The organism is Acidovorax sp. JHL-3 (genome assembly GCF_000526295.1).
Lineage (GTDB): Bacteria > Pseudomonadota > Gammaproteobacteria > Burkholderiales > Burkholderiaceae_C > Acidovorax > Acidovorax defluvii.
The window spans coordinates 314600-339464 of record NZ_JAFU01000001.1; the positions used below are offsets into that span (position 1 = coordinate 314600).

21 protein-coding genes are annotated in these 24865 nt (G+C 65.5%); 10 read left to right on the forward strand and 11 right to left on the reverse strand.

Features of this window, described 5'->3' with window-relative positions; translation table 11 throughout:
- Positions 1–68: 68 nt before the first annotated feature.
- The 4 genes from K226_RS0101460 to K226_RS0101475 all read right to left on the reverse strand — a co-directional run bounded on the left by K226_RS0101460 (position 69) and on the right by K226_RS0101475 (position 3856).
- On the reverse strand, positions 69–515 hold the full coding sequence (locus K226_RS0101460; RefSeq protein ID WP_024813102.1) for a universal stress protein: 447 nt from the start codon (positions 513–515) through the stop codon (positions 69–71).
- A gap of 97 nt (positions 516–612) precedes the next feature.
- Positions 613–1080 carry a D-aminoacyl-tRNA deacylase gene (gene dtd, locus K226_RS0101465; protein WP_024813103.1) on the reverse strand — a complete coding sequence of 156 codons (468 nt, stop codon included), beginning with the start codon at positions 1078–1080 and terminating at the stop codon, positions 613–615.
- A complete protein-coding gene (gene dbpA / locus K226_RS0101470) occupies positions 1077–2486 on the reverse strand; it encodes an ATP-dependent RNA helicase DbpA (protein WP_024813104.1) in 1410 nt (469 codons plus the stop codon). The genes dtd and dbpA overlap by 4 nt, the downstream gene beginning before the upstream one ends.
- A gap of 98 nt (positions 2487–2584) precedes the next feature.
- A complete protein-coding gene (locus tag K226_RS0101475) occupies positions 2585–3856 on the reverse strand; it encodes an MgtC/SapB family protein (protein WP_024813105.1) in 1272 nt (423 codons plus the stop codon).
- Positions 3857–4006: 150 nt separating this feature from the next.
- Between K226_RS0101475 and K226_RS0101480 the strand changes: the two genes are divergently transcribed.
- Together K226_RS0101480 and K226_RS0101485 are read left to right on the forward strand one after the other, a co-directional pair.
- Entirely contained in the window at positions 4007–6076 is a 2070-nt protein-coding gene (locus tag K226_RS0101480; RefSeq protein WP_024813106.1) for a bifunctional diguanylate cyclase/phosphodiesterase, read from the forward strand.
- 52 nt (positions 6077–6128) lie between these two features.
- Positions 6129–7610 carry an AMP nucleosidase gene (locus K226_RS0101485; protein ID WP_024813107.1) on the forward strand — a complete coding sequence of 494 codons (1482 nt, stop codon included), beginning with the start codon at positions 6129–6131 and terminating at the stop codon, positions 7608–7610.
- A 97-nt stretch (positions 7611–7707) separates the two neighbouring features.
- Here the strand turns inward: K226_RS0101485 and K226_RS0101490 are convergent, their stop codons facing one another.
- The 4 genes from K226_RS0101490 to K226_RS0101505 form a co-directional block, all read right to left on the reverse strand.
- Positions 7708–8937: an acetate/propionate family kinase gene (locus K226_RS0101490; RefSeq protein ID WP_024813108.1), complete on the reverse strand. Its 1230-nt coding sequence runs from the start codon at positions 8935–8937 to the stop codon at positions 7708–7710.
- Between the two features lie 15 nt (positions 8938–8952).
- On the reverse strand, positions 8953–10389 hold the full coding sequence (locus tag K226_RS0101495) for a bifunctional enoyl-CoA hydratase/phosphate acetyltransferase (RefSeq protein WP_024813109.1): 1437 nt from the start codon (positions 10387–10389) through the stop codon (positions 8953–8955).
- Between the two features lie 61 nt (positions 10390–10450).
- Positions 10451–11230, reverse strand: coding sequence for an enoyl-ACP reductase FabI (gene fabI / locus K226_RS0101500; RefSeq protein WP_024813110.1), 780 nt, complete (start codon positions 11228–11230; stop codon positions 10451–10453).
- A gap of 223 nt (positions 11231–11453) precedes the next feature.
- Positions 11454–13268 carry an alpha/beta hydrolase gene (locus tag K226_RS0101505; protein ID WP_024813111.1) on the reverse strand — a complete coding sequence of 605 codons (1815 nt, stop codon included), beginning with the start codon at positions 13266–13268 and terminating at the stop codon, positions 11454–11456.
- Between the two features lie 202 nt (positions 13269–13470).
- Here K226_RS0101505 and K226_RS0101510 point away from each other — a divergent pair, with 202 nt between their 5' ends.
- Both K226_RS0101510 and K226_RS0101515 read left to right on the forward strand, forming a co-directional pair.
- Entirely contained in the window at positions 13471–14436 is a 966-nt protein-coding gene (locus K226_RS0101510) for an ATP-binding cassette domain-containing protein (RefSeq protein WP_024813112.1), read from the forward strand.
- Between the two features lie 19 nt (positions 14437–14455).
- Positions 14456–15337, forward strand: coding sequence for a YhcG family protein (locus tag K226_RS0101515; RefSeq protein WP_238324187.1), 882 nt, complete (start codon positions 14456–14458; stop codon positions 15335–15337).
- A gap of 125 nt (positions 15338–15462) precedes the next feature.
- Here K226_RS0101515 and purT read toward each other — a convergent pair whose 3' ends face one another.
- The gene (purT, locus tag K226_RS0101520; RefSeq protein WP_024813114.1) at positions 15463–16677 is read right to left on the reverse strand and encodes a formate-dependent phosphoribosylglycinamide formyltransferase; all 1215 of its coding nucleotides are present in this window, start codon (positions 16675–16677) and stop codon (positions 15463–15465) included.
- Positions 16678–16825: 148 nt separating this feature from the next.
- On the opposite strand from purT, the gene K226_RS0101525 reads away from it, so the two are divergent.
- From K226_RS0101525 to K226_RS0101545, 5 genes are all read left to right on the forward strand, one after another.
- Positions 16826–17665 carry an ABC transporter permease gene (locus tag K226_RS0101525; protein ID WP_024813115.1) on the forward strand — a complete coding sequence of 280 codons (840 nt, stop codon included), beginning with the start codon at positions 16826–16828 and terminating at the stop codon, positions 17663–17665.
- 171 nt (positions 17666–17836) lie between these two features.
- Complete coding sequence (locus K226_RS0101530; RefSeq protein ID WP_024813116.1) at positions 17837–18685, forward strand: 3-hydroxybutyryl-CoA dehydrogenase; 849 nt, start codon at positions 17837–17839, stop codon at positions 18683–18685.
- A gap of 153 nt (positions 18686–18838) precedes the next feature.
- Positions 18839–19300 carry a MarR family winged helix-turn-helix transcriptional regulator gene (locus K226_RS0101535; RefSeq protein WP_024813117.1) on the forward strand — a complete coding sequence of 154 codons (462 nt, stop codon included), beginning with the start codon at positions 18839–18841 and terminating at the stop codon, positions 19298–19300.
- 67 nt (positions 19301–19367) lie between these two features.
- The gene (locus K226_RS0101540; protein ID WP_024813118.1) at positions 19368–19784 is read left to right on the forward strand and encodes an organic hydroperoxide resistance protein; all 417 of its coding nucleotides are present in this window, start codon (positions 19368–19370) and stop codon (positions 19782–19784) included.
- 185 nt (positions 19785–19969) lie between these two features.
- Positions 19970–20737 (forward strand): metallophosphoesterase, encoded by a 768-nt coding sequence (locus tag K226_RS0101545; RefSeq protein ID WP_024815545.1) that lies wholly within the window; start codon positions 19970–19972, stop codon positions 20735–20737.
- A gap of 279 nt (positions 20738–21016) precedes the next feature.
- Here K226_RS0101545 and K226_RS18590 read toward each other — a convergent pair whose 3' ends face one another.
- Positions 21017–22606: a methyl-accepting chemotaxis protein gene (locus K226_RS18590; RefSeq protein ID WP_051463451.1), complete on the reverse strand. Its 1590-nt coding sequence runs from the start codon at positions 22604–22606 to the stop codon at positions 21017–21019.
- Between the two features lie 198 nt (positions 22607–22804).
- Positions 22805–23551 carry a heme-binding protein gene (locus tag K226_RS0101555; RefSeq protein WP_238324188.1) on the reverse strand — a complete coding sequence of 249 codons (747 nt, stop codon included), beginning with the start codon at positions 23549–23551 and terminating at the stop codon, positions 22805–22807.
- 149 nt (positions 23552–23700) lie between these two features.
- Here K226_RS0101555 and K226_RS0101560 point away from each other — a divergent pair, with 149 nt between their 5' ends.
- Positions 23701–24741, forward strand: coding sequence for a serine/threonine protein kinase (locus K226_RS0101560; RefSeq protein WP_024813120.1), 1041 nt, complete (start codon positions 23701–23703; stop codon positions 24739–24741).
- Positions 24742–24865 lie beyond the last annotated feature (124 nt).

Below are 24865 nucleotides of genomic sequence, written 5' to 3' on the forward strand. Positions count from 1 at the left end.
GCATCTGCAACGACGAGGGGGTGCGTTTTGGCGGGATGAGCGGGCATGGCGGGTTTGTTCACACCTTCTCAGGCGCCGCGCACCAGCAGCACCGGCACCGGCGACTGGCGCAGCACCTGCTCGGCATCGCTGCCCAGCAGCATCCGGCCCACGCCGCGCCGGCCATGGGTGCCCAGCACGATGAGCTGCGCGCCCCATTCCTTGGCTTTCGCGATGACCAGATCGCTCACACGCCCGGCGTAGCTTTCATACAGCTCGGCCTCCACCGGAACGCCGGCCGCACGCACCCGGTTCTGGGCGTCCTGCAGCACGTCCTGGCCCGCCTTCTTGAGCGTGTCAAACACTTCCGCGGTCAGTGCCATGCTGGACTCGAAGCTCGTCATGAACGAGATTTCATCCACCACATGCAGCAACCGGATCGTCGAGCCCATCACCCGCGCCAGCGCAATGGCTTCTTGCAACCCTGTGAGCGAGGTGGCGCTGCCATCCACAGGAACCAGAATCTTTTCGTACATGGACAAATCCTCCGAAAAAACACATCGTAGCCCCGCACACCACCATCACCGTGACTGAAATGAAATCGCCGAAGGCGAGCACGAGTGGGAAGAGCGGCTACCCGGCAGCAGGCGCCACGCGCAGTGGAATCGTCACCGGTCCGTCGTTCACCAGGTGCACCTGCATGTCGGCCGCAAACCGGCCCGTGGCCACCTCGGGATGGGCAGCGCGGGCCTGTGCCACCAGGTAGTCATAAAGCCTGCGGCCCTCATCGGGGGCCGCCGCCTGCGTGAAACTGGGGCGGTTGCCGCCCGTGGTGTCGGCCGCCAACGTGAACTGGCTGACCAGCAGCAGGCCGCCGACCCCGCCCTGGCCGTCCAGGTCCTGCACGCTCTTGTTCATCTTGCCCGCGTCGTCGCTGAAGATGCGCAGCTTGAGCATCTTGGCCAGCAACTTGTCGGCCTCGGCCTCGGTGTCGCCCCGCTCGGCGCACACCAGTACCAGCAGGCCCGCGCCAATAGCGCCTACGACCTGCCCGTCCACCTCCACGCGCGCCTGCCGCACGCGCTGCAACAGGCTGATCATTCTTCGCCAGTCACCAGCCGCGCCTTGACGGCCTTGCCCTTGACGCGGCCCTGGTTCAGACGCTGTGCAGCCTGCGCGCCAATGGCGCGGTCCACCGCCACATAGGTGGAGAAATCGTTCACGTTGATCTTGCCGATCTGTTCGCGGGTGAAGCCCATCTCGCCGGTGAGTGCGCCCAGCACATCGCCAGCGCGGATCTTCTCTTTGCGGCCGCCGATGATCTGGATGGTGACCATGGGCGGCACCAGGGGGCCGCTGCCCGTGGGTGTGAGTTCGGCCACGGGGAACCAGCGCGATTCACGGCCCTGCAGCACTTCGATCTTGCCCACTGAGCCCATCTCGTCCATGCTGACCAGGTTGAGCGCCAGACCTTCGGCGTCGCCCCGGCCCGTGCGTCCGATGCGGTGGATGTGCACCTCGGGGTCGGGCGTCACGTCCACATTGATGACGGCGGCCAGGTTGGCAATGTCCAGCCCGCGCGCCGCCACGTCGGTGGCCACGAGCACCGAGCAACTGCGGTTGGCAAACTGCACCAGCACCTGGTCGCGCTCGCGCTGCTCCAGCTCGCCATACAGCGCCAGTGCGCTGAAGCCCTGGGCCTGCAGCACGCCCACCAGGTCGCGGCACTGCTGCTTGGTGTTGCAAAACGCAATCGACGACTCCGGGCGGAAGTGGTTAAGCAGCTGCGACACCGCGTGCAGGCGCTCGCTGTTTTTCACCTCGTACCAGCGCTGCTCGATCTTGCCCTCGGCATGCTGGGCCTGCACCGTGATCTGCACGGGGGTCTTCATGAACTGCGCGCTCAGCTTGGCGATGCCTTCGGGGTAGGTGGCCGAGAACAGCAGGGTCTGGCGCTCTTTGGGACACTGCTTGGCAACCACAACGATGTCATCGAAGAAACCCATGTCGAGCATGCGGTCCGCCTCGTCGAGCACCAGGGTGTTGAGGGCTTCCAGGCTCAGGTGCTGACGTTCCAGGTGGTCCATCACGCGGCCTGGGGTGCCCACCACGATGTGGGCACCGTGCTCCAGGCTCAGCGTTTGCGCACGCAGCGGCACGCCGCCGCACAGGGTCACGACCTTGATGTTTTCTTCGGCCCGCGCCAGACGGCGGATTTCGCTGGTCACCTGGTCGGCCAGTTCGCGCGTGGGGCACAGCACCAGCGCCTGCACCGCAAAGCGGCGCGGGTTGAGGTTGGCCAGCAGCGCCAGGGCAAACGCGGCGGTCTTGCCGCTGCCGGTGCTGGCCTGGGCGATCAGGTCTTTGCCTAGCAACGCGGGGGGCAGGCTGGCCGCCTGGATGGGCGTCATCTGCGTGTAGCCCAGCTGCTGCAAATTGGCCAGCGTGGCGGGGCTCAGGGCCAGCGCGCTGAAGTCAGTGCTGGCTTGGTTTTCTTTGGAGGTCATGGGGCGATTATCCGGTGCGCCCTTGTGCGCGGGCACGCCGGCGCCCCCAAAGGGCCGTAAAGCGCCGCAAGGTGGCCGCTCCAGCCGCACCCTGGTGGCTATTGCAGGGCGAACACGCCCACAAAGGCCAGCGTGTGCGCCACGATGCCCGGCGCCACGGCCAGCGCATAGCGCCAGCCACCGCTGGCCAGTGCCACGGCACATTTGCTGCAGGCGTGCACCAGCAGCGCCGCCATCAGGGCCGAAGCGATGGCGGGCCCCGCCGCGCTGTCCGGGCCGCCCCGCACCAGCACGGCTGCGGTGGCTGCGTGCACATCTGCCAGGGCCGCCAGCAGGGCGCCTGCGAGCATGCCCGCGTCGCCTAGCCACGCCGTGAGTAGATGCACCCCCACCTGAATACCCGTGAGCAAGGCGGCGATGATCAAGGCGTCGCGCAGCTTGAACATGGGGGCATCGGGCAGCACGCCGGGCGCCGCCTCGGCACTGGGTGCAGATGCCAGCCGGTGCGCCGTGCCCCGCCCGCTCCACCACCCCATAGCAGCCGCCACACACCCCCCCGCCAGTGCGGGCAACCACAGCCGCGCCAGCCACTGCGGCTGTACGGTGGCAGCCACCACGGCGATCTGGACCATGGTGGCCACGCACGAAAGCACGGCAGCCCCCGCATGGGCGCGCGGCGCGCTGTGCCCGGTGCGCACCTCCATGCCCAGACTGGCAATGGTGGCCGTGCTGGACACAAACCCCGATGCCAGCGCCGACAGCGCCAGCGCATGGCGGGCCTGCATCAGGCGCTTGGCCACATGCGCAAGAGACTGGATCACCAGCAGCACAATGACCAGGCGCACCATCACCTGGGGGTTCAGCACCCCCTGCCACAGGGGGGTGTCAGGCGCCAGCGGATACACCAGCAAGGCCAGCGCAGCCAAGATGAGCCCGCTGCGCACCTCGCCGGGCTGAAGCCACTGATTGGCAAACTGGTGCAATGTGTCCCGCAGCGCCATCAAGCCGGTCACCACCACCGCCAGGGCGGCAGCCAGCAACTGGTCGCGTGCGCAGGTCACTCCGATCAGGTAGGCCAGAAGCAGGGCAATCTCGGTGGTCACGCCCGGGTCGCCCGAGCGGTCCCGGGCATAGGCCACCACCGTCAGGGCCGCCACCAATGCCGCACCAACCGCCATCAGGGCAGGAATGCCCGTCAGGGCGGCGGTGGCACCGCCGATGGCGGCGAGGGTGAACGACCGGACCCCGGCCAGTGCCCGGTCGGGCCCCGCCCCCTTGCGACGCTCGCGCTCGATTCCCATCAGCAAGCCGCATCCCGCCGCGCTCGCCAGCACGGCCAGCGCCGTCGAAAAACCTGCAAAATCCTGCATGGGGCTTGTGCACCTTTCTTTACAGACCCTACAACATGGTGACAGAAATAGCACAAAACAACCGGCGCCCCGTGCCGCCCACCATGCGGAGTTGCCCTTAGGTTTCGCGTCAGGTCAATCGGCTATAACTGGTTCAACTGGCCCCCGAACATGCACGAACTGACCTCAGAAGCCCCCATTTCTGGACCCCAAGGCTCCAGCGACGCGTTGCTGCGGCTGATCGCCGACTCCGTCCCGGCCCTGATGGCCTATTTCGACCTGCCCGGCCTGCGCTGCCAGTTTGCCAACCAGGGGTATGCCGCCTACAACGGGCATTCCGTCGCATCCATTGTGGGCCTGACCGTGCAGGAGGCCATTGGCACCAAGGCATGGCTGGCCATACAGCCCTATATCGAGCGCTCGACCCGCGGGGAGCATGTGAAGTACATGCGCGAACAGACCATCCCCAGTGGAGAGTCCCGCATGATCGAGGTCAACCTGATCCCGCACTTCAGCCCGCAGAAACAACAACTGGGCTCGTTCGTGCTGATCACGGACATCACCGACCGCTGGCAAGCCGAGAGTACCGTGCGCCAGAGTGAAGAGCGCATGCGCAAATTCACCGAAATCACCGATGAGGCCATTCTCTTTCACCGCGACGGGCTGATCACTGACGGCAACGACGCGTTGACGCGGCTTACGGGCTACACCCTGCCGGAAGTGATGGGTCTGTCGATCTTCAACTTCATCAGCCATGAGTGGCGGGCCGTGGCCTATGAGTACACGCGCGCAGGCCGCGAAGACCCCTATGAGGTGACCATTCGGCACAAGGACGGGCATACCATCCCCGTCGAGGTGGTGGGCAAGACCATGCCGCAACTGCATGCCGACTACCGCGTGGTGGTGGTGCGCGACATCACGGCCCGCAAAGAGGCACAGGAGCGCGAAACCTTTCTGGCACTGCACGACACCCTGACCCAGCTGCCCAATCGCCGCTTTCTGATGGAACAGCTGGGCAAGGTGCTGTCGATGGCACGCCGGCGCAAGTTCATGGTGGCGGTGTTGTTCATCAACCTGGACCACTTCAAGACCGTCAATGATTCACTGGGCCACCACGCCGGCGACCAGTTGCTGTGCGATGTGGCCGAACGCCTGCGCCAGAGCGTGCGCGACACCGATCTGGTGGCGCGGCTCAGCGGAGATGAATTCGTGGCGGTGCTGACCGACATCCACACGCCCGACGATGCGGCCATGGTGGCCGACAAGCTGATCGAAACCATGCGCAGCGCGTTCACCGTGGGTCAGCTGCCGCTCACGATGTCGCCGTCCATCGGCATCAGCTTGTTTCCGGGCGACGACACCACCGTCCAGGGACTGCTGCGCTGCGCCGACACGGCGATGTACCACGCCAAGGACAGTGGCCGGGGCAACCGGCAGTTCTATCAACCCGGCATGGACGTGCACGCCACCGATGTGCTGCAGCAAGAGCGCCAGCTGCGCGAGGCCATTGCCAGCAATGCCTTCGTGCTGCACTACCAGCCGCAGATCTGCCTGGCAGACGGCTCACTGAAGGGCTTTGAGGCGCTGGTGCGCTGGCGCCACCCCGAGCGGGGCCTGTTGGGCCCGGACGAGTTCATCACGTTCTCCGAATCACGCGGGCTCATCACACCCATTGGCCGCTGGGTCATGCACGAGGCCTGCCGCCAGCTCAAGGCCTGGCAAAACGAAGGCCTGGCCATGGTGCCGGTGGCCGTCAACCTGTCGGCGCTGGAGTTTCGCCAGCGCGACGTGGCGGGCGAACTCGCTGCCGTGCTGCATGCCACCGGGCTGGAGCCCCGTTTTCTGGAAATCGAGCTCACCGAATCCGTGCTGATGCACCACACGGGGCAGGTGCTGGAAACCCTCAACGCCATCAAGGCACTGGGCGTGGGCGTCACCATTGACGATTTCGGCACGGGCTATTCCTCGCTGGCCTACCTCAAGCGCTACCCCATCGACAAGCTCAAGATCGACCGATCTTTCGTGATGGACACCCCCCAAAGCGCCGACGACGTGGCCATCGTCACCGCCATCATCCAGATGGGCCACAGCCTGCAACTCAAAACCGTGGCCGAGGGCGTGGAAACGGCCGAACAGAAAGAACTGCTGCACCGCCTGGGCTGTGACCTGGTGCAGGGCTTTCTGGTGTCGGCCCCGATGGATGCACAGGCCACCCAGCGCTGGTTGTCACCACAGGGCTGACCTGAGCGCAAGGCTGTCACACGCGCCCCATGCGCATGTGGACAATAGGCCCATGCCCCAGATTCCCGACTTCATCGCGCCCACCCGCCACACCGACCCCGCCGATGCACTGGCCCAGATCCAGCGCATCTACCAGCAACAGATTGGCCACCTGCGCGCGGCCATGCAACGCTTTGTGGCCGGCGACACCCCGCCCGCCCCGGTGCGGGCGTTCTATCCGTTCGTGCGCGTGCACACCACCACGGTGGCGCGCGCCGACAACAAACTGGCCTACGGCTTCGTCGAAGGCCCCGGTCGCTTTGAGACCACCCTCACGCGGCCCGACCTGTTTGCCGACTACTACGCCGAGCAGTTTCGCCTGCTGCGCAGCAGCCACAACGTGGACCTGGAGGTGGGCACCAGCGCCCACCCCATCCCCATCCACTTCTCGTTTGCCGAGCATGACCATGTGGAGGGCACGCTGACGCCCGAGCGCCGCATGTTGATGCGCGACCTGTTCGATTTGCCCGACCTGGCCGCCATGGACGACGGCATTGCGAACGGCACGCACCAGCACCGCCCGGGCGAGGCGCAGCCCCTGTCGCTTTTTACCGCGCCGCGCGTCGACTACTCGCTGCACCGACTGCGCCACTACACGGGCACGGCGCCCGAGTGGTTCCAGAACTTCGTGCTGTTCACCAACTACCAGTTCTACATCGACGAATTCGTGCGCCTGGGCCATGCTGAAATGGCCAAGCCCGACAGCGAATACATCGCCTTCATAGAGCCCGGCAACGTGGTCACGCGCCGCACGGGGCTGCCCGCGCAGGCTGGCGACGAACTGGGCACACAGCCCCCGCGCCTGCCGCAAATGCCGGCCTACCACCTCGTGCGCGCCGACCGCAGCGGCATCACCATGGTCAACATCGGCGTGGGCCCGGCCAACGCCAAAACCATTACCGACCACATCGCCGTGCTGCGCCCGCACGCCTGGCTGATGCTGGGCCACTGCGCGGGCCTGCGCAACAGCCAGCAGCTGGGCGACTACGTGCTGGCCCACGCTTATGTGCGCGAGGACCATGTGCTCGACGAAGAGCTGCCACTGTGGGTGCCCATCCCCGCGCTGGCCGAAATCCAGCTGGCCCTGGAGCAGGCCGTGGCCGACGTCACGCAAATGGGACGCGACGAGCTCAAGCGCATCATGCGCACCGGCACCGTGGCCAGCACCGACAACCGCAACTGGGAGCTGCTGCCCGACAACCTGCCCCAGCGCCGTTTCAGCCAGAGCCGCGCCGTGGCGCTGGACATGGAAAGCGCCACCATTGCCGCCAACGGTTTTCGTTTTCGGGTGCCCTACGGCACGCTCTTGTGCGTGAGCGACAAACCCCTGCACGGCGAGATCAAGCTGCCCGGCATGGCCAACCACTTCTACCGCGAGCGCGTTCAGCAACACCTGCTGATCGGCATGCGCGCCGTCGAAATCCTGCGCACCGGCGGTGTGGACCGCCTGCACAGCCGCAAGCTGCGCAGCTTTGCCGAAGTGGCGTTCCAGTAAGCGCCCCGACAAAAGCCCGGAATATCGGGCTTTTGCTATTTATTCAATAGCTATTAGCGCTTGCTGCATAAGCGCTAGAGCCACTTTTTATGCATATTCATGCCTGCGCCTCCGGCAGGGGCACCGGGGTGGGGGCGTCATCCTCCTGGTACAGCAGGCGGGCCGCTTCGCGTGCGGCCACACGGCCCTCGTCGGTGGGCACCACCCACACCTCCACCGCACTGCCCTCGGCATGGATGGCGTGGGCAGCGTCGCCCGGCGCACCGGCATTGCGCCCCGCATCCATGCGCACCCCCATCCAGCCAAGCTGCTCGCACACCTGGGCGCGCAGCTGGGCGTCGTGCTCGCCAATGCCGCCGCTGAACGCCAGCACGTCAAGCCCGCCCATGCAGGCCACCATGGCGCCCGATTCACGCACCACGCGGTAGGTGAACTGGTCGATGGCACGCTGCGCGGCAGGGCTGCCGTCGGCGCGCAGGCGGCGCATGTCGGCCGAGATGCCCGACACACCCAGCAGCCCGCTTTGCTTGTAGAGCAACTTCTGGATGCGGTCGTGGTCCCAGCCCTGCTCCATCAGGTAAAGCAGCACGCCGGCGTCGAGCGTGCCGCTGCGCGTGCCCATCATCAAGCCGTCAAGCGCCGAAAAACCCATGGTGGTGGCCACACTGCGCCCGCCCTGCGCTGCGCACAGGCTGGCACCGTTGCCCAGGTGGGCCATGAGCACGCGGCCGTGCGCGCGCGGCGCGTGCTCCAGCAGCGTGCCCATGATGTATTGGTAAGACAGACCGTGAAAACCATAGCGGCGCACGCCCTGCTCCGTCAGCGACTGCGGCAAGGCAAACGCGCGGGCCACATCGGGCAGCCCGGCGTGAAAGGCGGTGTCAAAACACGCCACCTGGGGCAGCGCCGGGAAGGCCTGGCGGAACGCGCGAATGCCCGCCAGGTTGTGTGGCTGGTGCAGCGGCGCCAGAGAGTTCAGGCGCGCCAGGCGCTCCAGCACCGCGTCGGTCACCAGCACGCTGTCGCTGAAATCCTGGCCGCCGTGCACCACGCGGTGCGCCACGGCTGCGATGCGGGGGGCGCCCTCCAGGCCTGCCAGCAGCGTGCGCAGGCAGTCCAGTGCCTGAAGAAAGGGTGTTGCGCCCGGGCCGCCCACGGCCTTGCGCTGGCGCTGGCCTGCGAAAGTCCAGGCCATTTCGGGCTGGCCGCCGGGCTCCAGGCCCTCGATGGTGCCACTGAGCACGCTGGGCCGCACCCGCCCGCCCAGCAGGGGGTGGAGCGAGAACTTGAGCGAGGACGAGCCCGCGTTGACGGCAAGAATGGCCATGGCAAGGAACCGCTTTCAGTCTTTGATGGGTGCCGTCGCCTTGGGCGCACGCACGCTCCGGGCGTCGTAAGCAGCCAGCACCGCCAGCAGGGCCGACGAAACGCGGGCCGTGGGGCCGTCGGAGCGGCTGGTCAGTGCTATGGGCACGCGCGCGCCCAGCACGATGCCCGAGCCGGAGGCGCCCGCCAGGTATTCGAGCTGCTTGGCCAGCATGTTGCCGCTCTCCAGGTCGGGAACGGCCAGGATGTCGGCGTCGCCTGCCACGCGCGACTCGATGTGCTTGATCTCGGCCGCCTGGGCCGAGATGGCGTTGTCAAAGGCCAGCGGGCCGTCGAGCAGGCCCCCCTTGATCTGGCCACGGTCGGCCATTTTGCACAGCGCGGCGGCATCGATGGTGGACGGGATGTTGGGGTTGACCGTCTCCACCGCTGAAAGAATGGCCACCTTCGGAGTCTCCACACCCAGGATGCGCGCAAAGTCGATGGCGTTCTGGATGATGTCCACCTTCTCCTCCAGGCTGGGGCGGATGTTGAGCGCGGCGTCGGTGATGAGCAGCGGCTTGGGATACAGCGGCACATCAAAGCGGTACACATGCGACATGCGGCGGCCCGTGCGCAAGGCGGGCTGGGCGAGCACGGCCTTGATCATTTCGTCGGTGTGCAGGCTGCCCTTCATCAGCACCTCGACCTCGCGGCGCGCTGCCATGCTGGCGGCCAGCTCTGCCGCTGCATGGCTGTGCTCTACCGCGTGAATCTCCACCCCTTCGAGGTCGATGCCCGCCTCGGCCGCCACGGCGCGGATGCGCGCCTCGGGGCCCACGAGCACCGGCACGATCAGCCCGTAGCGTGCCGAGTCCATGGCACCGCTCAGCGAGCCCGCATCGCACGGGTGCACCACGGCGCAGCGCACGGCGGGCATGCCGTCGGCCAGCGACAGCAGCTCCTTGAAACGCGCCTCAGGGTCAAACAACTGGATCTGCGGTGCATTCACCTTGGGAATGCGCACCTTGGTGGTGGGCGGCAGCACGCGGGCCGTGCCGTGCAGCACGCTCTGGCCCTTCTGGTTGACCACCGAACAGTCGAGTTCGATGCGTTTTTTCTCGTCGTCCTTGCTCGCCACGGTCACTGTCACGGTGAGCGTGTCGCCAATGCGCACCGGCTTGGTGAAATGCAGCACCTGCTCCAGATAAATGGTGCCGGGGCCCGGAAACTGCGTGCCCAGCAGCGCCGAGATGAGTGCGCCGCCCCACATGCCGTGGGCGATGACGCCGTGAAACAGCGTGTCGTTGGCGTATTCGGGGTTGAGGTGGGCCGGGTTGGTGTCACCCGAGACGGCGGCAAAGGCCTGGATGTCGGCCTGCGTGAGGGTGCGCAGCAGGCGCGCGCTCTGGCCCACGCTCAGTTCGTCGTAGGTGACGTTTTCAATCCATTCGGTGTTGGGTGCCATGTTCATGTGGTTGCATTCCTTGGTGACGGATGCGATTGCAAAAGTGTGTGCCGGTTCCCAGGGAGCTTCAGGCGACTGCGTGGCAGCCGCCATCGACATAGATGGTCTGCCCGGTCATGCCCGAGGCGGCATCGCTGCACAGGAAGACGCTGAGCTGGGCGATTTCGTCGAGTGTGACCAGGCGCTGGAGCGGCGCCTTGAGCACCGCGTTGGCCATGAGTTCGTCAAAACTGGCGATGCCCGAGGCGGCACGCGTGAGGATGGGGCCGGGCGAGACGGCATGCACCCGAATGCCCTGCGGGCCCAGCTCCAGCGCCATGTAGCGCACCAGCGATTCGAGCGCGGCCTTTACCGGCCCCATCAGTCCGTAATTGGGCACGGCCTCGTCAGCGCCCAGGTAGGTCATGCTCAGCAGGCTGCCGCCCGCCGCCATGTGCGGCACGCACAGCCGGGCCAGCTGGGCAAACGAGTGGCACGACACCTCCATGGCGCGCGAGAAGCCCTTGCGCGAGCTGTCGATCACCTGGCCGTGCAGGTCATCCATCGGCGCCCAGGCGATGGAGTGGATTACAAAATCGAGCTGCCCCAGGCGCTGTGCGGCGCGCGCCACCAGCGCTTCGAGTTCGCCGTCCTCCTCGACATTGCAGCCCACCAGATCCACGCCCAGCGGCGCGGTCAGCGGCTCGACAAAGCGACGCGCCTTGTCGTTGAGGCAGGACACCACCAGTTCGGCGCCCATCTGGTGCGCCAGCTGGGTGCAGCCCCAGGCAATGCTGTTTTCGTTGGCCAGGCCCAGAATCAGACCCTTTTTGCCGGCCAGGCTGAATGCGTTGTTGTTTTTTGTCATGGGTGCAGTGTTGAGGGCGCAGGAAAAAGGCGCTTGGCCAGGCAGTGCCCGGCCAGCGCGCGAGGTTTAACGTGGATCGACTGGCCGACGCAGCCTGCTGCCCGCCACACCCTTCTTAACCGGCATACCCGGCCTGATGCCGCCGCAGATGGATCGCCTGGGGGCAGACCCCATGGTGCGGCACGTGAAATGCACTGCCACCTGCTCGTTTGCAAGCAAGCCTTCAGTCGGCATAGCGCACCATGACGTATTGGCCGGGTGCATCGCACAGCACGTGGGCGGGGTCGATGGTGGGCGGCGCCACGGGCTTGCCCGAACGCTCTTTGAGCCACTGGTCCATGGCCTCCCACCAGGAGCCCTCGCGCACCGGGGCGCTGGCTTCCCATTCGTCGGGGCCCGTCCAGCCATTGCCGTCTTCGGTGGCGGCGATCTGGTAGCTGCGGCGCGGGCGGCCAGGCTCTGAGACGATGCCGGCGTTGTGTCCGCCCGCCGCCAGAATGAAGGTGACATGCGTGTCGGTCTGCAGGTGGATTTTGTAAACCGAGCGCCAGGGCGAGACATGGTCACGCGTGGTGCCCACCACCAGCATCGGCGCATGGATGTCCATCAGCGCCACGCCCACGCCGCCCACGCGGTACTGCCCCGTGGCCAGGGCGTTGTTGAGGAACAGCGACGACAGGTATTCGGAGTGCATGCGCGCAGGCAGGCGCGTGACGTCGGCGTTCCAGCTCATGAGGTCAAAGTCCACCTCGTCCTGGCCCAGCAGGTAGCGGCGCGTGCTGCGTGACCACACCAGATCGCGCGCATTGAGAAACTGGAACGAGCCGGCCATGGCCTTGCCCGAGAAATAGCCCTTGCGCTCCATGTCCTGGCGCAGCGCCTGGATCTGGTCGTCGTCGATGAAGACGCCCATCTCACCGGGCTCGCTGAAATCGGTTTGCGCCGCCAGCAGCGTGACCGAGGCCAGCTCGGGCATGTGGGGCGGAAAGGCAACATGCTCTCGCGCCGGGCCCTTGCCCTGATCTGCGCGGCTTTCGTGCCCCAGGGCCGCCGCCACCATGGCCAGGAAGGTGCCACCCAGGCAGTAGCCCAGCGCGTGGATGCGCGGCGCTTGCGTGCGCTCTTTGACGGCCGCCATGGCCTCCATCACGCCCAGGCGCAGGTAGTCCTGCATGCCCAGGTCTCGGTCGGATGCGTCGGGGTTGCGCCAGGAAACGATGAACACCGTATAGCCCTGGCCCACCAGATAGCGCACCATGGAATTGGCGGGCGAGAGGTCCAGGATGTAGTACTTCATGATGCACGAGGGCACGATGAGCAGCGGCTCCGGATAAACCTTGTCGGTGGTGGGTGTGTACTGGATCAGCTCGATCAGGTGGTTGCGAAACACCACCTTGCCCGGCGTGGCGGCCACATCCTTGCCCACCTCAAAGATGAGAGGCTCCAGCGTTTGCGGGTCGGCATCGGGCGGCGCGTGCCGGTGCTTTTGCAGGTCTTTGGTGAAGTTCTGGTAGCCCGCCAGCAGACTTGTTCCGCCGGTTGCGCGCGCCCGGTGGTGTGCCTCGGCATTGGTGGCGGGCCAGTTGGAGGGCGACAGTGCATCCAGCGCCTGGCGGGTGAAAAAATCCACCACATGCTGGTGATGGCGCGTCAAGCCATCGACCTGCGCCGCCTCGCGCCACCAGGCATCGCGGGCCTTGAAGCCTTCCTTCAGGGCACTGAACGGCCATTGCTGCCAGCTTTCATCGCGAAAACGTGCATCCTTCTCGGGCAGCGGCAGGCCCTGATCGTCTGCCTGCGGGCGCGCCGCAGCCAGCCAGGCCTGCTGCGCCAGCGCCAAGGCGCGCTGCCCCAGCACCATTTGCCGCCCGGGCGACAAGGCCAGGTGCATGGCCCAGTCGGCCGCCGCCAGCGCCATGGACACCGGTGAAAGCCCCATGTTGGCGCGCGCCAGCTGCGCCTGCACTGTCTCGTCCAGGGCCCTGGCCGCCTGGCGTTGCCGCTCGGATATTGCTGCGGGGGGAGGCAGTGGATTCATATGTTGCTTTCCAGACCATGGGTAGATAACTGAATCACAGGATACCCAGATTGGTACCCACGGCGATTTCAAAAATATGGCAATTTCATGAAACTGGATAACCGTCAATTCATTGCACGTTCACCAAAATGCTATTTAATTCATAGCTTATAGCGCTTTCAGCACGGGCGCCGAACGCCGATTTGGTTCAAAATCTCTTCCCATGGACAAAACCCTCGCGCCCCCAACCCAGCCCTTGTTCGAGGCAAGCCACCTGAGCAAACGCTACGGCGACACCACGGTGGTCGACGATGTATCTTTTGCCATTGCCCCGGGCGAATGCCTGGGCGTGATCGGCCCCAATGGCGCTGGCAAAACCACCACCATCCGCATGTGCCTGGGGCACACCGCCCCCGACGGCGGCACGGTGCAGTTCTACGCCGGCGCGGCAGCAGACCCGTTGCAGATGCCCCGCGACGCCCTGGCCATCAAGGCCCACCTGGGCGTGGTGACCCAGTTCGACACACTGGACCCCGACTTCACCTGTGCCGAGAACCTGCGCGTATTCGGCCGCTACTTCGGCATCAAGGGCGCGGTGATGGACGAGCGTGTACCCCGCCTGCTCGAATTTGCTGCGCTCACGCACAAGGCCAACGCCAAGCCCGGTGAGCTGTCGGGCGGCATGAAACGGCGCCTGTCACTGGCCCGCGCGCTGGTCAACGACCCGCGCCTGCTGCTGCTGGACGAGCCCACCACCGGGCTCGACCCGCAGGCGCGCCACCTGATGTGGGAGCGCCTGCAACTGCTGCTGCAGCAGGGCAAATCCATCTTGCTCACCACCCACTTCATGGACGAGGCCGAGCGCCTGTGTTCGCGCCTGCTGGTGCTGGACCACGGCAAGAAAATCACCGAAGGCCGCCCGCGCGAACTGATCGCCCAGCACCTGGAGCCCGACGTGGTGGAGGTGTATGGCGTGGGCGCCGTGGCCCTGGCCCATGACGCAGCCCTGCGTGCGCTGGCTGCCCGCGTAGAGGTCAGCGGAGAGACCGTTTTCTTCTACACCCAGAACGCCCAGCCCCTGCTGCAGGCGCTGGGGCAGCACGGGCACCTGCGCACGCTGCACCGGCCAGCCAACCTGGAGGATTTGTTCCTCAAGCTCACCGGGCGGCAGATCCGGGAGGATGGCTGAGCGCGCACAGGCTTGCGCAATGGGTGCTCCCCAGCGACAAGGCTGGGGTGCGAAGGTGATTGAGCGGCTGGCGCACGACTTGCGCACGGCGTTCCCCGAGATGAAGGGTTTTTCGCCGCGCAACCTCAAGTACATGCGGTCTTTTGCCCAGGCGTGGCCGGATGATGAATTTGTGCAAGCGGTGCTTGCACAATTGCCCTGGTATCACCAGCTGGCGCTGCTGGACAAGCTCTCCACCCCCGAAACCCGCCGCTGGTATGCGGCCCAAGCCATCCAGCACAACTGGTCGCGCAATGTGTTGGTGATGCAGATCGAAACCCGCTTGCTGGAGCGCAGTGGCTCCGCCGTCACCAACTTCGAAGCGAGTTTGCCCAAGCCTCAGTCCGATTTGGCGCGCGAATCGCTGAAAGACCCTTACCGTTTCGACTTTCTGGGCTTGACCGACGAGGCACAAGAGCGCGAGGTCGAACACGCCTTGGTGAAGCACGTGACGGAATTCCTGCTGGAGCTGGGCGCGGGCTTTGCGTTCGTGGGGCGGCAGGTGATGCTGAATGTAGGCGGCGATGAGTTTTTTATCGACCTGCTGTTCTACCACCTCAAACTGCGCTGCTATGTGGTGATCGAGCTCAAGGGCGGCAAGTTCAAGCCCGAGCATCTGGGGCAATTGGGCTTTTACCTGACGGCGGTGGACATGCAGGTCAAGGCCGAGCAGGACAACCCGACCATTGGCCTGCTGTTGTGCAAGACCAAGAACAAGGTGGTGGCCGAATACGCGCTGCGGGACACCGCCCAGCCCATTGGCGTGGCGGAATACCAGCTCATTGAATCCCTACCCGCTGCGCTGCAAACCAGTTTGCCCAGCATCGAGCAAATCGAGAGCGAGCTGGGGGGCGGGGAATGAGCCCGCGCCTTATCCACCGGCTCTTTTTCTGCGCTGGGCTTGGGTGGCGAGACAATTCCTAAAAACATAGCTACTAGCGCTTGCTGGATAAGCGCTAGAGGCCAATTTGGCTTAAATTTTTAACATCACGCCTTGCGCGGTTTGACCTTGCTGGCCGCGAGCTTGGCATGGCCCCGCGCCGTCTCCACATCGCCCGCACGCGCCAGCGCCACGCCCATGCGGCGCCGGGCAAAGCTCTCGGGCTTGCCAAACAGGCGCAGGTCGGTGCCGGGCACGCGCAGGGCTTCTTCCACCCCGTCGAACACGATGCCTGCGGCCTCCACACCGCCGTAGATGACGGCGCTGGCGCCGGGGTTGCGCAGGCTGGTGTCCACCGGCAGGCCGAGGATGGCGCGGGCGTGCAGCTCAAATTCGCTCTGGTGCTGCGTGCACAGCGTGACCAGGCCCGTGTCGTGCGGGCGGGGGCTCACTTCGCTGAACCAGACCTGGTCGCCCTGCACAAACAGCTCCACCCCGAAGACGCCCTGGCCGCCCAGGTTGTCGGTCACCGCCTGGGCGATGGCCTTGGCACGCTTCAAAGCGACCGATGACATGGGCTGGGGTTGCCAGCTCTCCACATAGTCGCCGTGCACCTGCAGGTGGCCGATGGGTTCGCAGAACTGCGTTTGCACGTTGCCGTCGTTGCCCACGGCGCGCACGGTCAGCAGGGTGATTTCGTAGTCGAAATCGACAAAGCCCTCGACGATCACGCGCCCGTGGCTCACGCGGCCACCGGCCATGGCGTAGTCCCAGGCCTTTTGGACGTCGGCCGGGCCGTCGATCTTGCTCTGGCCCTTGCCCGAGCTGCTCATCACGGGCTTGACGATGCAGGGGTAGCCGATGCCAACGCCGTTCTCGCCTTTGATAGCCGCCTGCAGCTCGGCCAGCGAGTCGCAAAATTTATACGGGCTGGTGGGCAGGCCCAGCGTTTCGGCCGCAAGGCGGCGAATGCCTTCGCGGTCCATCGTCAGGCGCGCGGCGCGGGCCGTGGGGATCACGCGCACCGTGCCAGCGGCCTCCAGCTCTTCGAGCATGGGGGTGGCGATGGCCTCGATCTCGGGCACCACGAGGTGCGGGCGCTCAGCCTCGATCAGGGCCTTGAGCTGCGCCGGGTCGCTCATGGCGATGGTGCGCGCGTGGTGCGCCACCTGCTGGCCGGGGGCGTTGTCGTAACGATCGACCGCAAGGGTTTCCACGCCCAGGCGCTGCAGCGCAATCAGCACTTCCTTGCCCAGCTCGCCCGACCCCAGCAGCATGACTTTGGTGGCATGGGGCGACAAGGGGGTTCCAAGGGTGGTCATGGTGGGTGCTTCAGAAAAAGTGGAAGAAAAATCGAGGCAACGGACGGGGGGTGCGCGCACCGGCCCCGCGTTGGTGGTGACTTTAAGCGATGGTCGCACTCTACCGCCGGGGCTGTCGTCCGGACGGACAACATCGCACAATAGGCGCATGTCAACACCCCTCCCATCCGCCTCTGCCACTGTCAGCCCGCTTCCTGCATCCGTGTGGCGTGCGCCCAGCCTGTCAACCCGCTGGTGGCCGGTGTTTTTGCGCAACCTGCTGGTGTGGCGCAAGCTGGCCATTCCCAGCCTGGTGGGCAACATTGCCGAGCCGCTGATGTGGCTGGTGGCCTTTGGCTACGGCATGGGCGCACTGGTGGGGCAGCTCCATGTGAATGGTCAGGCGGTGCCCTACATCCTGTTTCTGGCCAGCGGCTCGATCTGCATGAGCGCCATGAACGCTGCGAGTTTTGAGGCGCTGTATTCGGCGTTTTCGCGCATGCATGTGCAAAAAACCTGGGACGGCATCATGAACGCGCCCATCAGCCTGGACGATGTGGTGCTGGCCGAAATGCTGTGGGCCGCTTTCAAGGCGCTGTTCACCGTGACCGCCATTTTGGGCGTGATGCTGGCACTGGACATCAGCCACAGCCCCAAGCTGCTGGTGGCCTGGCCGGTGCTGCTCTTTGTCGGCATCATGTTTTCCAGCATTGCGCTCATCTTCAACGCGCTGGCCAAGGGCTACGATTTTTTCACCTACTACTTCACGCTGGTGCTCACGCCCATGATGTTTTTGTCAGGCGTGTTCTTCCCGCGCGAGCAGTTGCCGCCCGTGGTGCGCGCCATTTCCGACTGGCTGCCGCTGACCAATGCGGTCGAGCTGGTGCGGCCGCTGTTCATGGACCAGTGGCCCGACAACGTGATGCGCCACGGGCTGGTGCTGGTGGTCACCACCGTGGCGGCTTTTTGGGTGGCGCTGGCGCTGACACGCAAGCGCTTCAAGGCTTGAATTGCTATTAATATAATAGCTGCTATCGCAAGCTGCATAAGCTCTTGGCGCCAATAATCTCTAAAAATCTGATCCCTGCACCGCATTGGCCAGCCCGCCAGGCGCGGTGAAACGGGTGTCATATACCGATACGATGATGCCTGTTGTTTCACTTTTCAGAGAGCATTCCACATGAGCATCACCACAGTTGGCATCATCGGCGCGGGCACCATGGGCAATGGCATTGCGCAGGCATGCGCGGTCAAGGGCATCAAGGTCGTCATGGTCGACATCTCTGAGGCCGCCGTGCAAAAAGGCCTGGCCACCGTCTCGGGCAGCCTCGACCGCCTGATCAAAAAAGAAAAGATCACCCAGGCCGACAAGGACGCAGCCCTGGCGTGCATCCAGACCTCCACCAGCTACGACGACCTGAAGGCCGCCCAGCTCGTCATCGAGGCCGCCACCGAGAACTACGAGCTCAAGCTCAAGATCCTCAAGCAGGTCGACGGCATCGTCGGCCCTGACGTGATCATTGCCTCCAACACGTCCTCCATCTCCATCACCAAGCTGGCCGCCGCCACCAGCCGCGCCGACAAGTTCATCGGCATGCACTTCTTCAACCCCGTGCCCATGATGGCGCTGGTCGAGATCATCCGTGGCCTGCAAACCAGCGACGCCACGCACGACGCCGTCAAGGCCATGGCCGTGGCGCTGGGCAAGAGCCCCATCACCGTGAAGAACGCCCCGGGCTTCGTGGTCAACCGCATCCTGGTGCCCATGATCAACGAGGCCTTCTTTGTGCTGGCCGAAGGCCTGGCCACACCCGAAGACATCGACGCCGGCATGAAGCTGGGCTGCAACCAGCCGATTGGCCCGCTGGCCCTGGCCGACATGGTGGGCCTGGACGTGTGCCTGGCCGTGATGGACGTGTACTTGCAGGAGTTTGGCGACAGCAAATACCGCGCCTGCCCCCTGCTGCGCGAAATGGTGGCCGCCGGTCGCCTGGGCCGCAAGACGGGCCGTGGCGTTTACAGCTACTGAGCCAACAAGCCCTGCGGTCACGCAAGGCACAGCACAAGGCGCCCGAGGGCGCCTTTTCTTTTTGGGCCGCCCGATGTTCTGAAGTCCGTTCTTCAATAGGGGCTTTTCTTGATTAAATTGCACACAATTTAATTGACAGCAATAATTCAACCCATGCCACGCAAGCCCTCGCCCCTCTCACCCAGCCCCGCCACCCTGCAACTGGACAACCAGGTGTGCTTTGCGCTGTATTCCGCCTCGCTGGCCATGACCAAGCTGTACAAGCCGCTGCTGGACGCCATTGGCCTGACCTATCCGCAATACCTGGTGATGCTGGTGCTGTGGGAGGGCGACGGCGTCACGGTAAGCGCACTGGGCGAGCGCCTGTATCTGGATTCGGGCACGCTCACCCCGCTGCTCAAACGGCTCGAAGCCTCGGGCCTGATTGCCCGCCTGCGCGATGCCGAAGACGAGCGGCGCGTGCGCATCAGCCTGACCCCCGCAGGGCGGTTGCTGCGCGATGCCGCCGAAAGCATTCCGCCCTGTGTGCTGCAACGCAGCCAGTGCTCGCTGCCCGAGCTGGCAGCACTTACCGGCCAGCTCAAGACACTGCGCGCACGCCTGAGCGCGCCTTGATCCCATCCACCCCTTTCTGTTCCCACCCCGTCCCGCGCTGCGGGCATTACCCTCAAAGGAAAATTCCATGGCCTCGCTCGAAAAAGTTCTGTACACCGCCAACGCCCACACCACCGGAGGCCGCGACGGCACCTCGCGCACCGATGACGGCCGCCTGGACATCAAGCTGTCGTCTCCCGGCACGGCTGGCACCGGCACCAACCCCGAGCAGCTGTTTGCCGCTGGCTATTCGGCCTGCTTCATCGGCGCCATGAAGGCCGTGGCTGGTATGCAAAAAATCACCCTGCCACAGGACCTGGCCGTTGACGCCAGCGTGGACCTGGGCAAGGTGGGTGCAGGTTATGGCATCGCCGTGCGCCTGGCCATCAGCCTGCCCGGCATGGACCGCAGCGCCGCCCAAGCCCTGGTGGATGCGGCCCACCAGGTGTGCCCCTACTCCAACGCCACGCGCGGCAACATCGACGTGGCGCTGACACTGGTCTGAACCACCGGGGCCGCACCAGCGCGCCGCGTGCGCCGCTGCTGCCCCGTCGCTTGCCAATGGCATCCGGCCTTGCCGCCAGATTTGCCGCTCTGCGCAACAAAATCGCGCACATCTCTCAGGCGCATGGGTACGTGCAAGCCAGGTCTCAGCCAGACGGGGCATGATGGCGTCTCAAGGAGACATCCATGAAGCTGGCCCTGCTGTCAGACATTCATTCCAACCGCCAGGCCCTTGACGCGTGCATGAGCCACGCCCGAGCGCAAGGCGCTGAGCGCTTTGCCTGGCTGGGCGATCTGGTGGGCTATGGCGCCGACCCCGGCTACGTGGTACGGCAGGCCATGGCGCTGGTGGCAGACGGCCACTGCGTGATTGGTGGCAACCATGACGCCCTGGCCGTGCACCCTCCAAAACCCGGTGACCGGGCGGCCAGTACCGTGGCGGCATACGGGGCCCAGTGGACGCACGAACAGCTCACGCCGCAAGAGCGCGCCTTTCTTGCTGCCCGCCCCCTGGTCGCCGAGATCGGCGGCGTGCTGCTGGCACATGCCAGCGCAGACACCCCCGAGCGCTGGCCTTATGTGGACAACGAAACCGCAGCAGCGCAATGCCTGGACGCCGCAACCCGGCGCCCCGGCATCTGCCATGTGTTTTGCGGCCATGTGCACCAGCAAACGCTGTACCAGCGCGGCACCTGGCGCGGGCTCGTGTGCTTTACACCCCAGCCGGGCGTGGCCCTTCCGGTGCCGCCACCGCAGCAGTGGGTGGCGACCATCGGCTCGGTAGGCCAGCCGCGCGACGGCGACCCGCGTGCCATGTATGCCCTGCTCGACACCGATGTCTGGTTGCTGCGCTTTGTGCGCGTGCCCTACGACCACGGCGCTGCTGCCGCCGCCATTCGCGCCACAGGCGCCATGCCCGATTACTTTGCCCAACGCCTGCCGCTTGGCCGGTGAAGCGTGCCAGCCCCTGCCAGGGCATCGCGCATTCGCCAAGCCCCAAGGCGTGTGGGGGCGCGGCACGGCCCACAGCCCCCGCATGCAATACGCCGTGACGACACCCGACCGGGGGTATCCGCTGGCCATGCGCCTCCCGCGCTGAACGGCAGGCGACGATGGCCCGATGACCATTTCCCCAGAAGCGCCTGGCCTGCACCCTTTTTCCACCCTCACACCCGACATGGTGCTGGATGCACTGGCCAGCGTGCGGCCATCAGAGGCTGCGGCCCTCTCGAACTAGCTTCGGGTCAGCAGCGCGGGCGATGGTGCGTAAGAAGACTGGTGCGCCGCCCCGGCCAGCTTGAAGCGCCCCACCAGCCGTTCGAGCACGGCGGCCTGCTCGCTCATGGCACCGGCAGCCGCTGCACTTTCTTCCACCAGCGCCGCGTTCTGCTGGGTCATTTGCTCCAGCTCGCCCACGGTGGAGTTCACCTGCTGCATGTGGCTGCTTTGTTCGGCGGAGCTGGCAGAAATCTCCTCGATGATGCCGCTGACGCGCTGCACCGACTGCACGATCTCCTGCATGGTCTGCCCGGCGCGGTCCACCAGCGCCGTGCCGGCTTCCACGTTCTCCACCGAGGCGGAGATCAGCGCCTTGACCTCGCGTGCGGCCTCGGCCGAGCGCCCGGCCAGCGAGCGCACCTCGCTGGCCACCACTGCAAAGCCGCGCCCCTGCTCTCCGGCACGGGCCGCTTCCACGGCGGCGTTCAGCGCCAGGATGTTGGTCTGGAAGGCAATGCCGTCGATCACGGCAATGATGTCCACAATCTTCTTGGAAGAGTGGTCGATGCGGTGCATGGTCTTCACCACCTCGCTCACCGACTGACCGCCGCTTTGCGCCACGGTGTAGGCCGAGGCCGCCAGCGCGTTAGCCTCACGCGCCGAAGTGGCCGACTGGCCCACCACGCCGCTGAGGTGGTCCAGTGTGGACGATGCGCGCTGCAGGTTGGCGGCAGTGGCCTCGGTGCGGTTGGACAGGTCATGGTTTCCATGGGCGATTTCGACACTGGCGGCGCCAATGCTGCCCGCCGAGCGCTGCACCTGCCCCACCAGTTCGGCCAGCGAATTCGACATCTGCGCCAGCGCGCGCAGCACTTCGCCCATCTCGTCCTGGCGATCGGTGACGATGCGCACCGTCAGGTCGCCCTCGCCAATCGAGCGCGTCACCTGCACGATGTCGGCCAGGGGCTCGGTCACGCTGCGCTGCACCAGCCGCGTGCCGATGCACACCGCTGCAATGATGATGGCCATGATGCCCGCCACGCCCCACACGGTTTTCAGGCGCTCGTTGCCGGCCTTGTCGCGCAGTTCGGTGGCGCCGCGTTCGGTCAGGCGCACCATGTCCTGCTGCGCGGTCTGCAAGGCTTTGAGCTTGCCCTGGGTGTCGCCCTGGATGTGCGCCTGCAACGCGGCTGCGTCGCCCGCAGCCTTGAGCTTTTGCGCAGCGTCCAGCGAAGCCTTCAGCGCCTGCGCCTGGCTGGTGGCGGCTTCCAGGGCTGCGCGCTCCATGGTGTCGGTGAGCAGCGCGCTCAGAGACGATTGCACCTGGGTGAGTTCTTGCAGGGCCTGCTCCTGCCCGCCCTGCAACAGGGCCGCCGAAGCCTCATCGGACGCCAGTGCCGCCCCCAGGGTGCGCAACGCCTGTGCCTCGACCAGCCCGCGCCAGCGCGACGCCAGCTCCAGCTTGCTTTGCTGGTCGGACTGCTCCTTGACCGTGATGGCCTGCGACTTCACCGTGCGCACGGCAGAGCCGGTGGACATGAGCACCAGACCGATGCTCAGTGCAATGGCAGGCAGCCATATCTTGGTTTTGATGCTCAACGCCATTCGTGCGTCCTACTGTTTCATGCACGGAGTCACATCCGCATGTAACAAAGTATGACATGGCCCAAACGGTGGGGAGCATCTGGCCTATTCAGCCTGGAAACCTCCGCTGGATGTGCCCGACAGTGCCGTGATCGGCGTGCCAGGCAAGGTGTGACGACGCAGCGCTCTCCTGTGCGTCAGTCCACCGTTCGCAAGCGGTCAACTGGGGTTTCCAGGTTCTATCTCCAGCATGATCTCGTTGCGCCGAAACATGGGCAGGGTCCACGGCGGGTTGTAGCGGGCCAGCTGGGGGCTGCCACGGGTCTTGATCTGCTGCGCGGCCAGCCAAGCCACCAGTTCATCGGTGCGCTGCTGGACGATGGCTTCGGTGTTGAACCCCGAGTAGCTCAACACCGCCCAGGTCTTGGCCGGTACTTCACGCAAGGTCACCGCCGGGTTGTTGGGCCTGGGCAAGGTAGCCAGGGTGTATTTGGCGGGCATCACAAAATGCACGCGCCAGCTTTGGGCGCCCTGCAGCGCGGGGAGCGCCTGGCCGGCCTGTGCGCTGGCAGGGGGCAGCGGCTGCAAAGCCACAGGCGCCGTCATCGCGATGGTCTGCGGCGGCGGCGGGCTGACGGGCTCCAGCGCCACGGGGGCCGTCATCGCGATCTTTTCTGCGCCCTTGGCCGGGGCAGCCCCCGCCGCCACGTTGTTGCCAAAGATGTAGTCGGCGATGGCGCGAAAGCCCTTGTTCGAGGCCGCATCCATATCGCCCGCGACCGTGGTCTCGGCAACGATGAACGGCGCATAGCGGCGCAGCTCGATGTGCCCGTGCGTGGACAGTTTTTCGTAAGCAGGTTCTTCAGTGGCCATGGCGGTTTGCCCCCACAGGCCCAGCGCCAGCGCCAAGGCGACGGCTGTCCTGCGGGGAGGGTTCTCAAGGGTTGAGTGGAGAAACAGGTGCATGCGTCTTGAGCTTTCGTCGCGTGGCAGCGACCAGACACGGAAGGTCCAGCAGACTGCCAGGGCCGTTGGGGTATTTAGGAATTCCATCACAGAACGAATGGCATGGTGCGCCCGAGGGCAACGCGCAGCCAGCCAGCGACAATGCCCAGATGCACCACACCCCCGACGCCACGCCACTCCACCCCTTTGCCACCCTCACACCCGACGTGGTGCTGGATGCACTGGCCAGCGTGGGCCTGTATGGCGACGGGCGACTGATGGCGCTGTCATCCTACGAAAACCGCGTCTACCAGGTCACGCTGGAAGACGGCGAGCGCGTGGTCGCCAAGTTCTACCGCCCGGAGCGCTGGAGCGAGGCCCAGATTCTCGAAGAGCACGCCTTTGCCGCCGAGCTCATGGCCGCCGAGGTTCCGGCCGTTGGCCCGCTGGTGCTGGCAGGCCGCACGCTGCACCCATTTGGTGGCTTCCAGTTCTCGGTCAGCCCCTGGCGCGGCGGCCGCCAGCCCGAGCTGGACGACTTCGAGGTGCTCGAATGGATAGGCCGCTTTCTGGCCCGCATCCACACCGTGGGTGCGGCACGCCCGTTCACGCACCGCCCCGCACTGGATTTGCAAGGCTTTGGCGCAGAACCACGCGACTGGCTGCTGGAGCACGAGCTGATCCCGCTCGACGTGCAATCGGCTTGGCGCGATGCCTGCAAGACCGCTCTTGATTTGATAGCTTCCAGCGCTTTACAGGAAAGCGCTGGAGGCCAATTTCTCTTGAAAGATGCCACCCTGCTGCGCCTGCATGGCGACTGCCACCCCGGCAACATCCTGTGGACGCCACTGGACGAATGGGGGCGCGGCGGCCCACATTTTGTCGACCTGGACGACGCCCGCATGGGCCCGGCGGTGCAGGACCTGTGGATGCTGCTGTCCGGCGACCGGCGCCAGCGCACCCACCAGCTCGGTGCGTTGATCGACGGTTATGAACAGTTCCGCTCATTCGACCGGCGTGAGCTGGCGCTGATCGAGCCGCTGCGCACCCTGCGCCTGATCCACTACAGCGCCTGGCTGGCCCGGCGCTGGGAAGACCCGATCTTTCCCATCAATTTCCCCTGGTTTGGCAGCAGTGACTACTGGCGTGGCCAGGTGGATATGCTGCAAGAGCAGATCGAAGCGATGCAGGAAGCGCCGCTGGTGGCCTGATGCGGACGCGTGCAGCCGTCTGAAATTGGCTCACCATCCCCACGGGGGCATCGCGGTTGGCAGTGCGAGATGGGCCGCTTGGCACGGCGCCATATAATCAGCGGTTCGATAAAGCCATGATTTC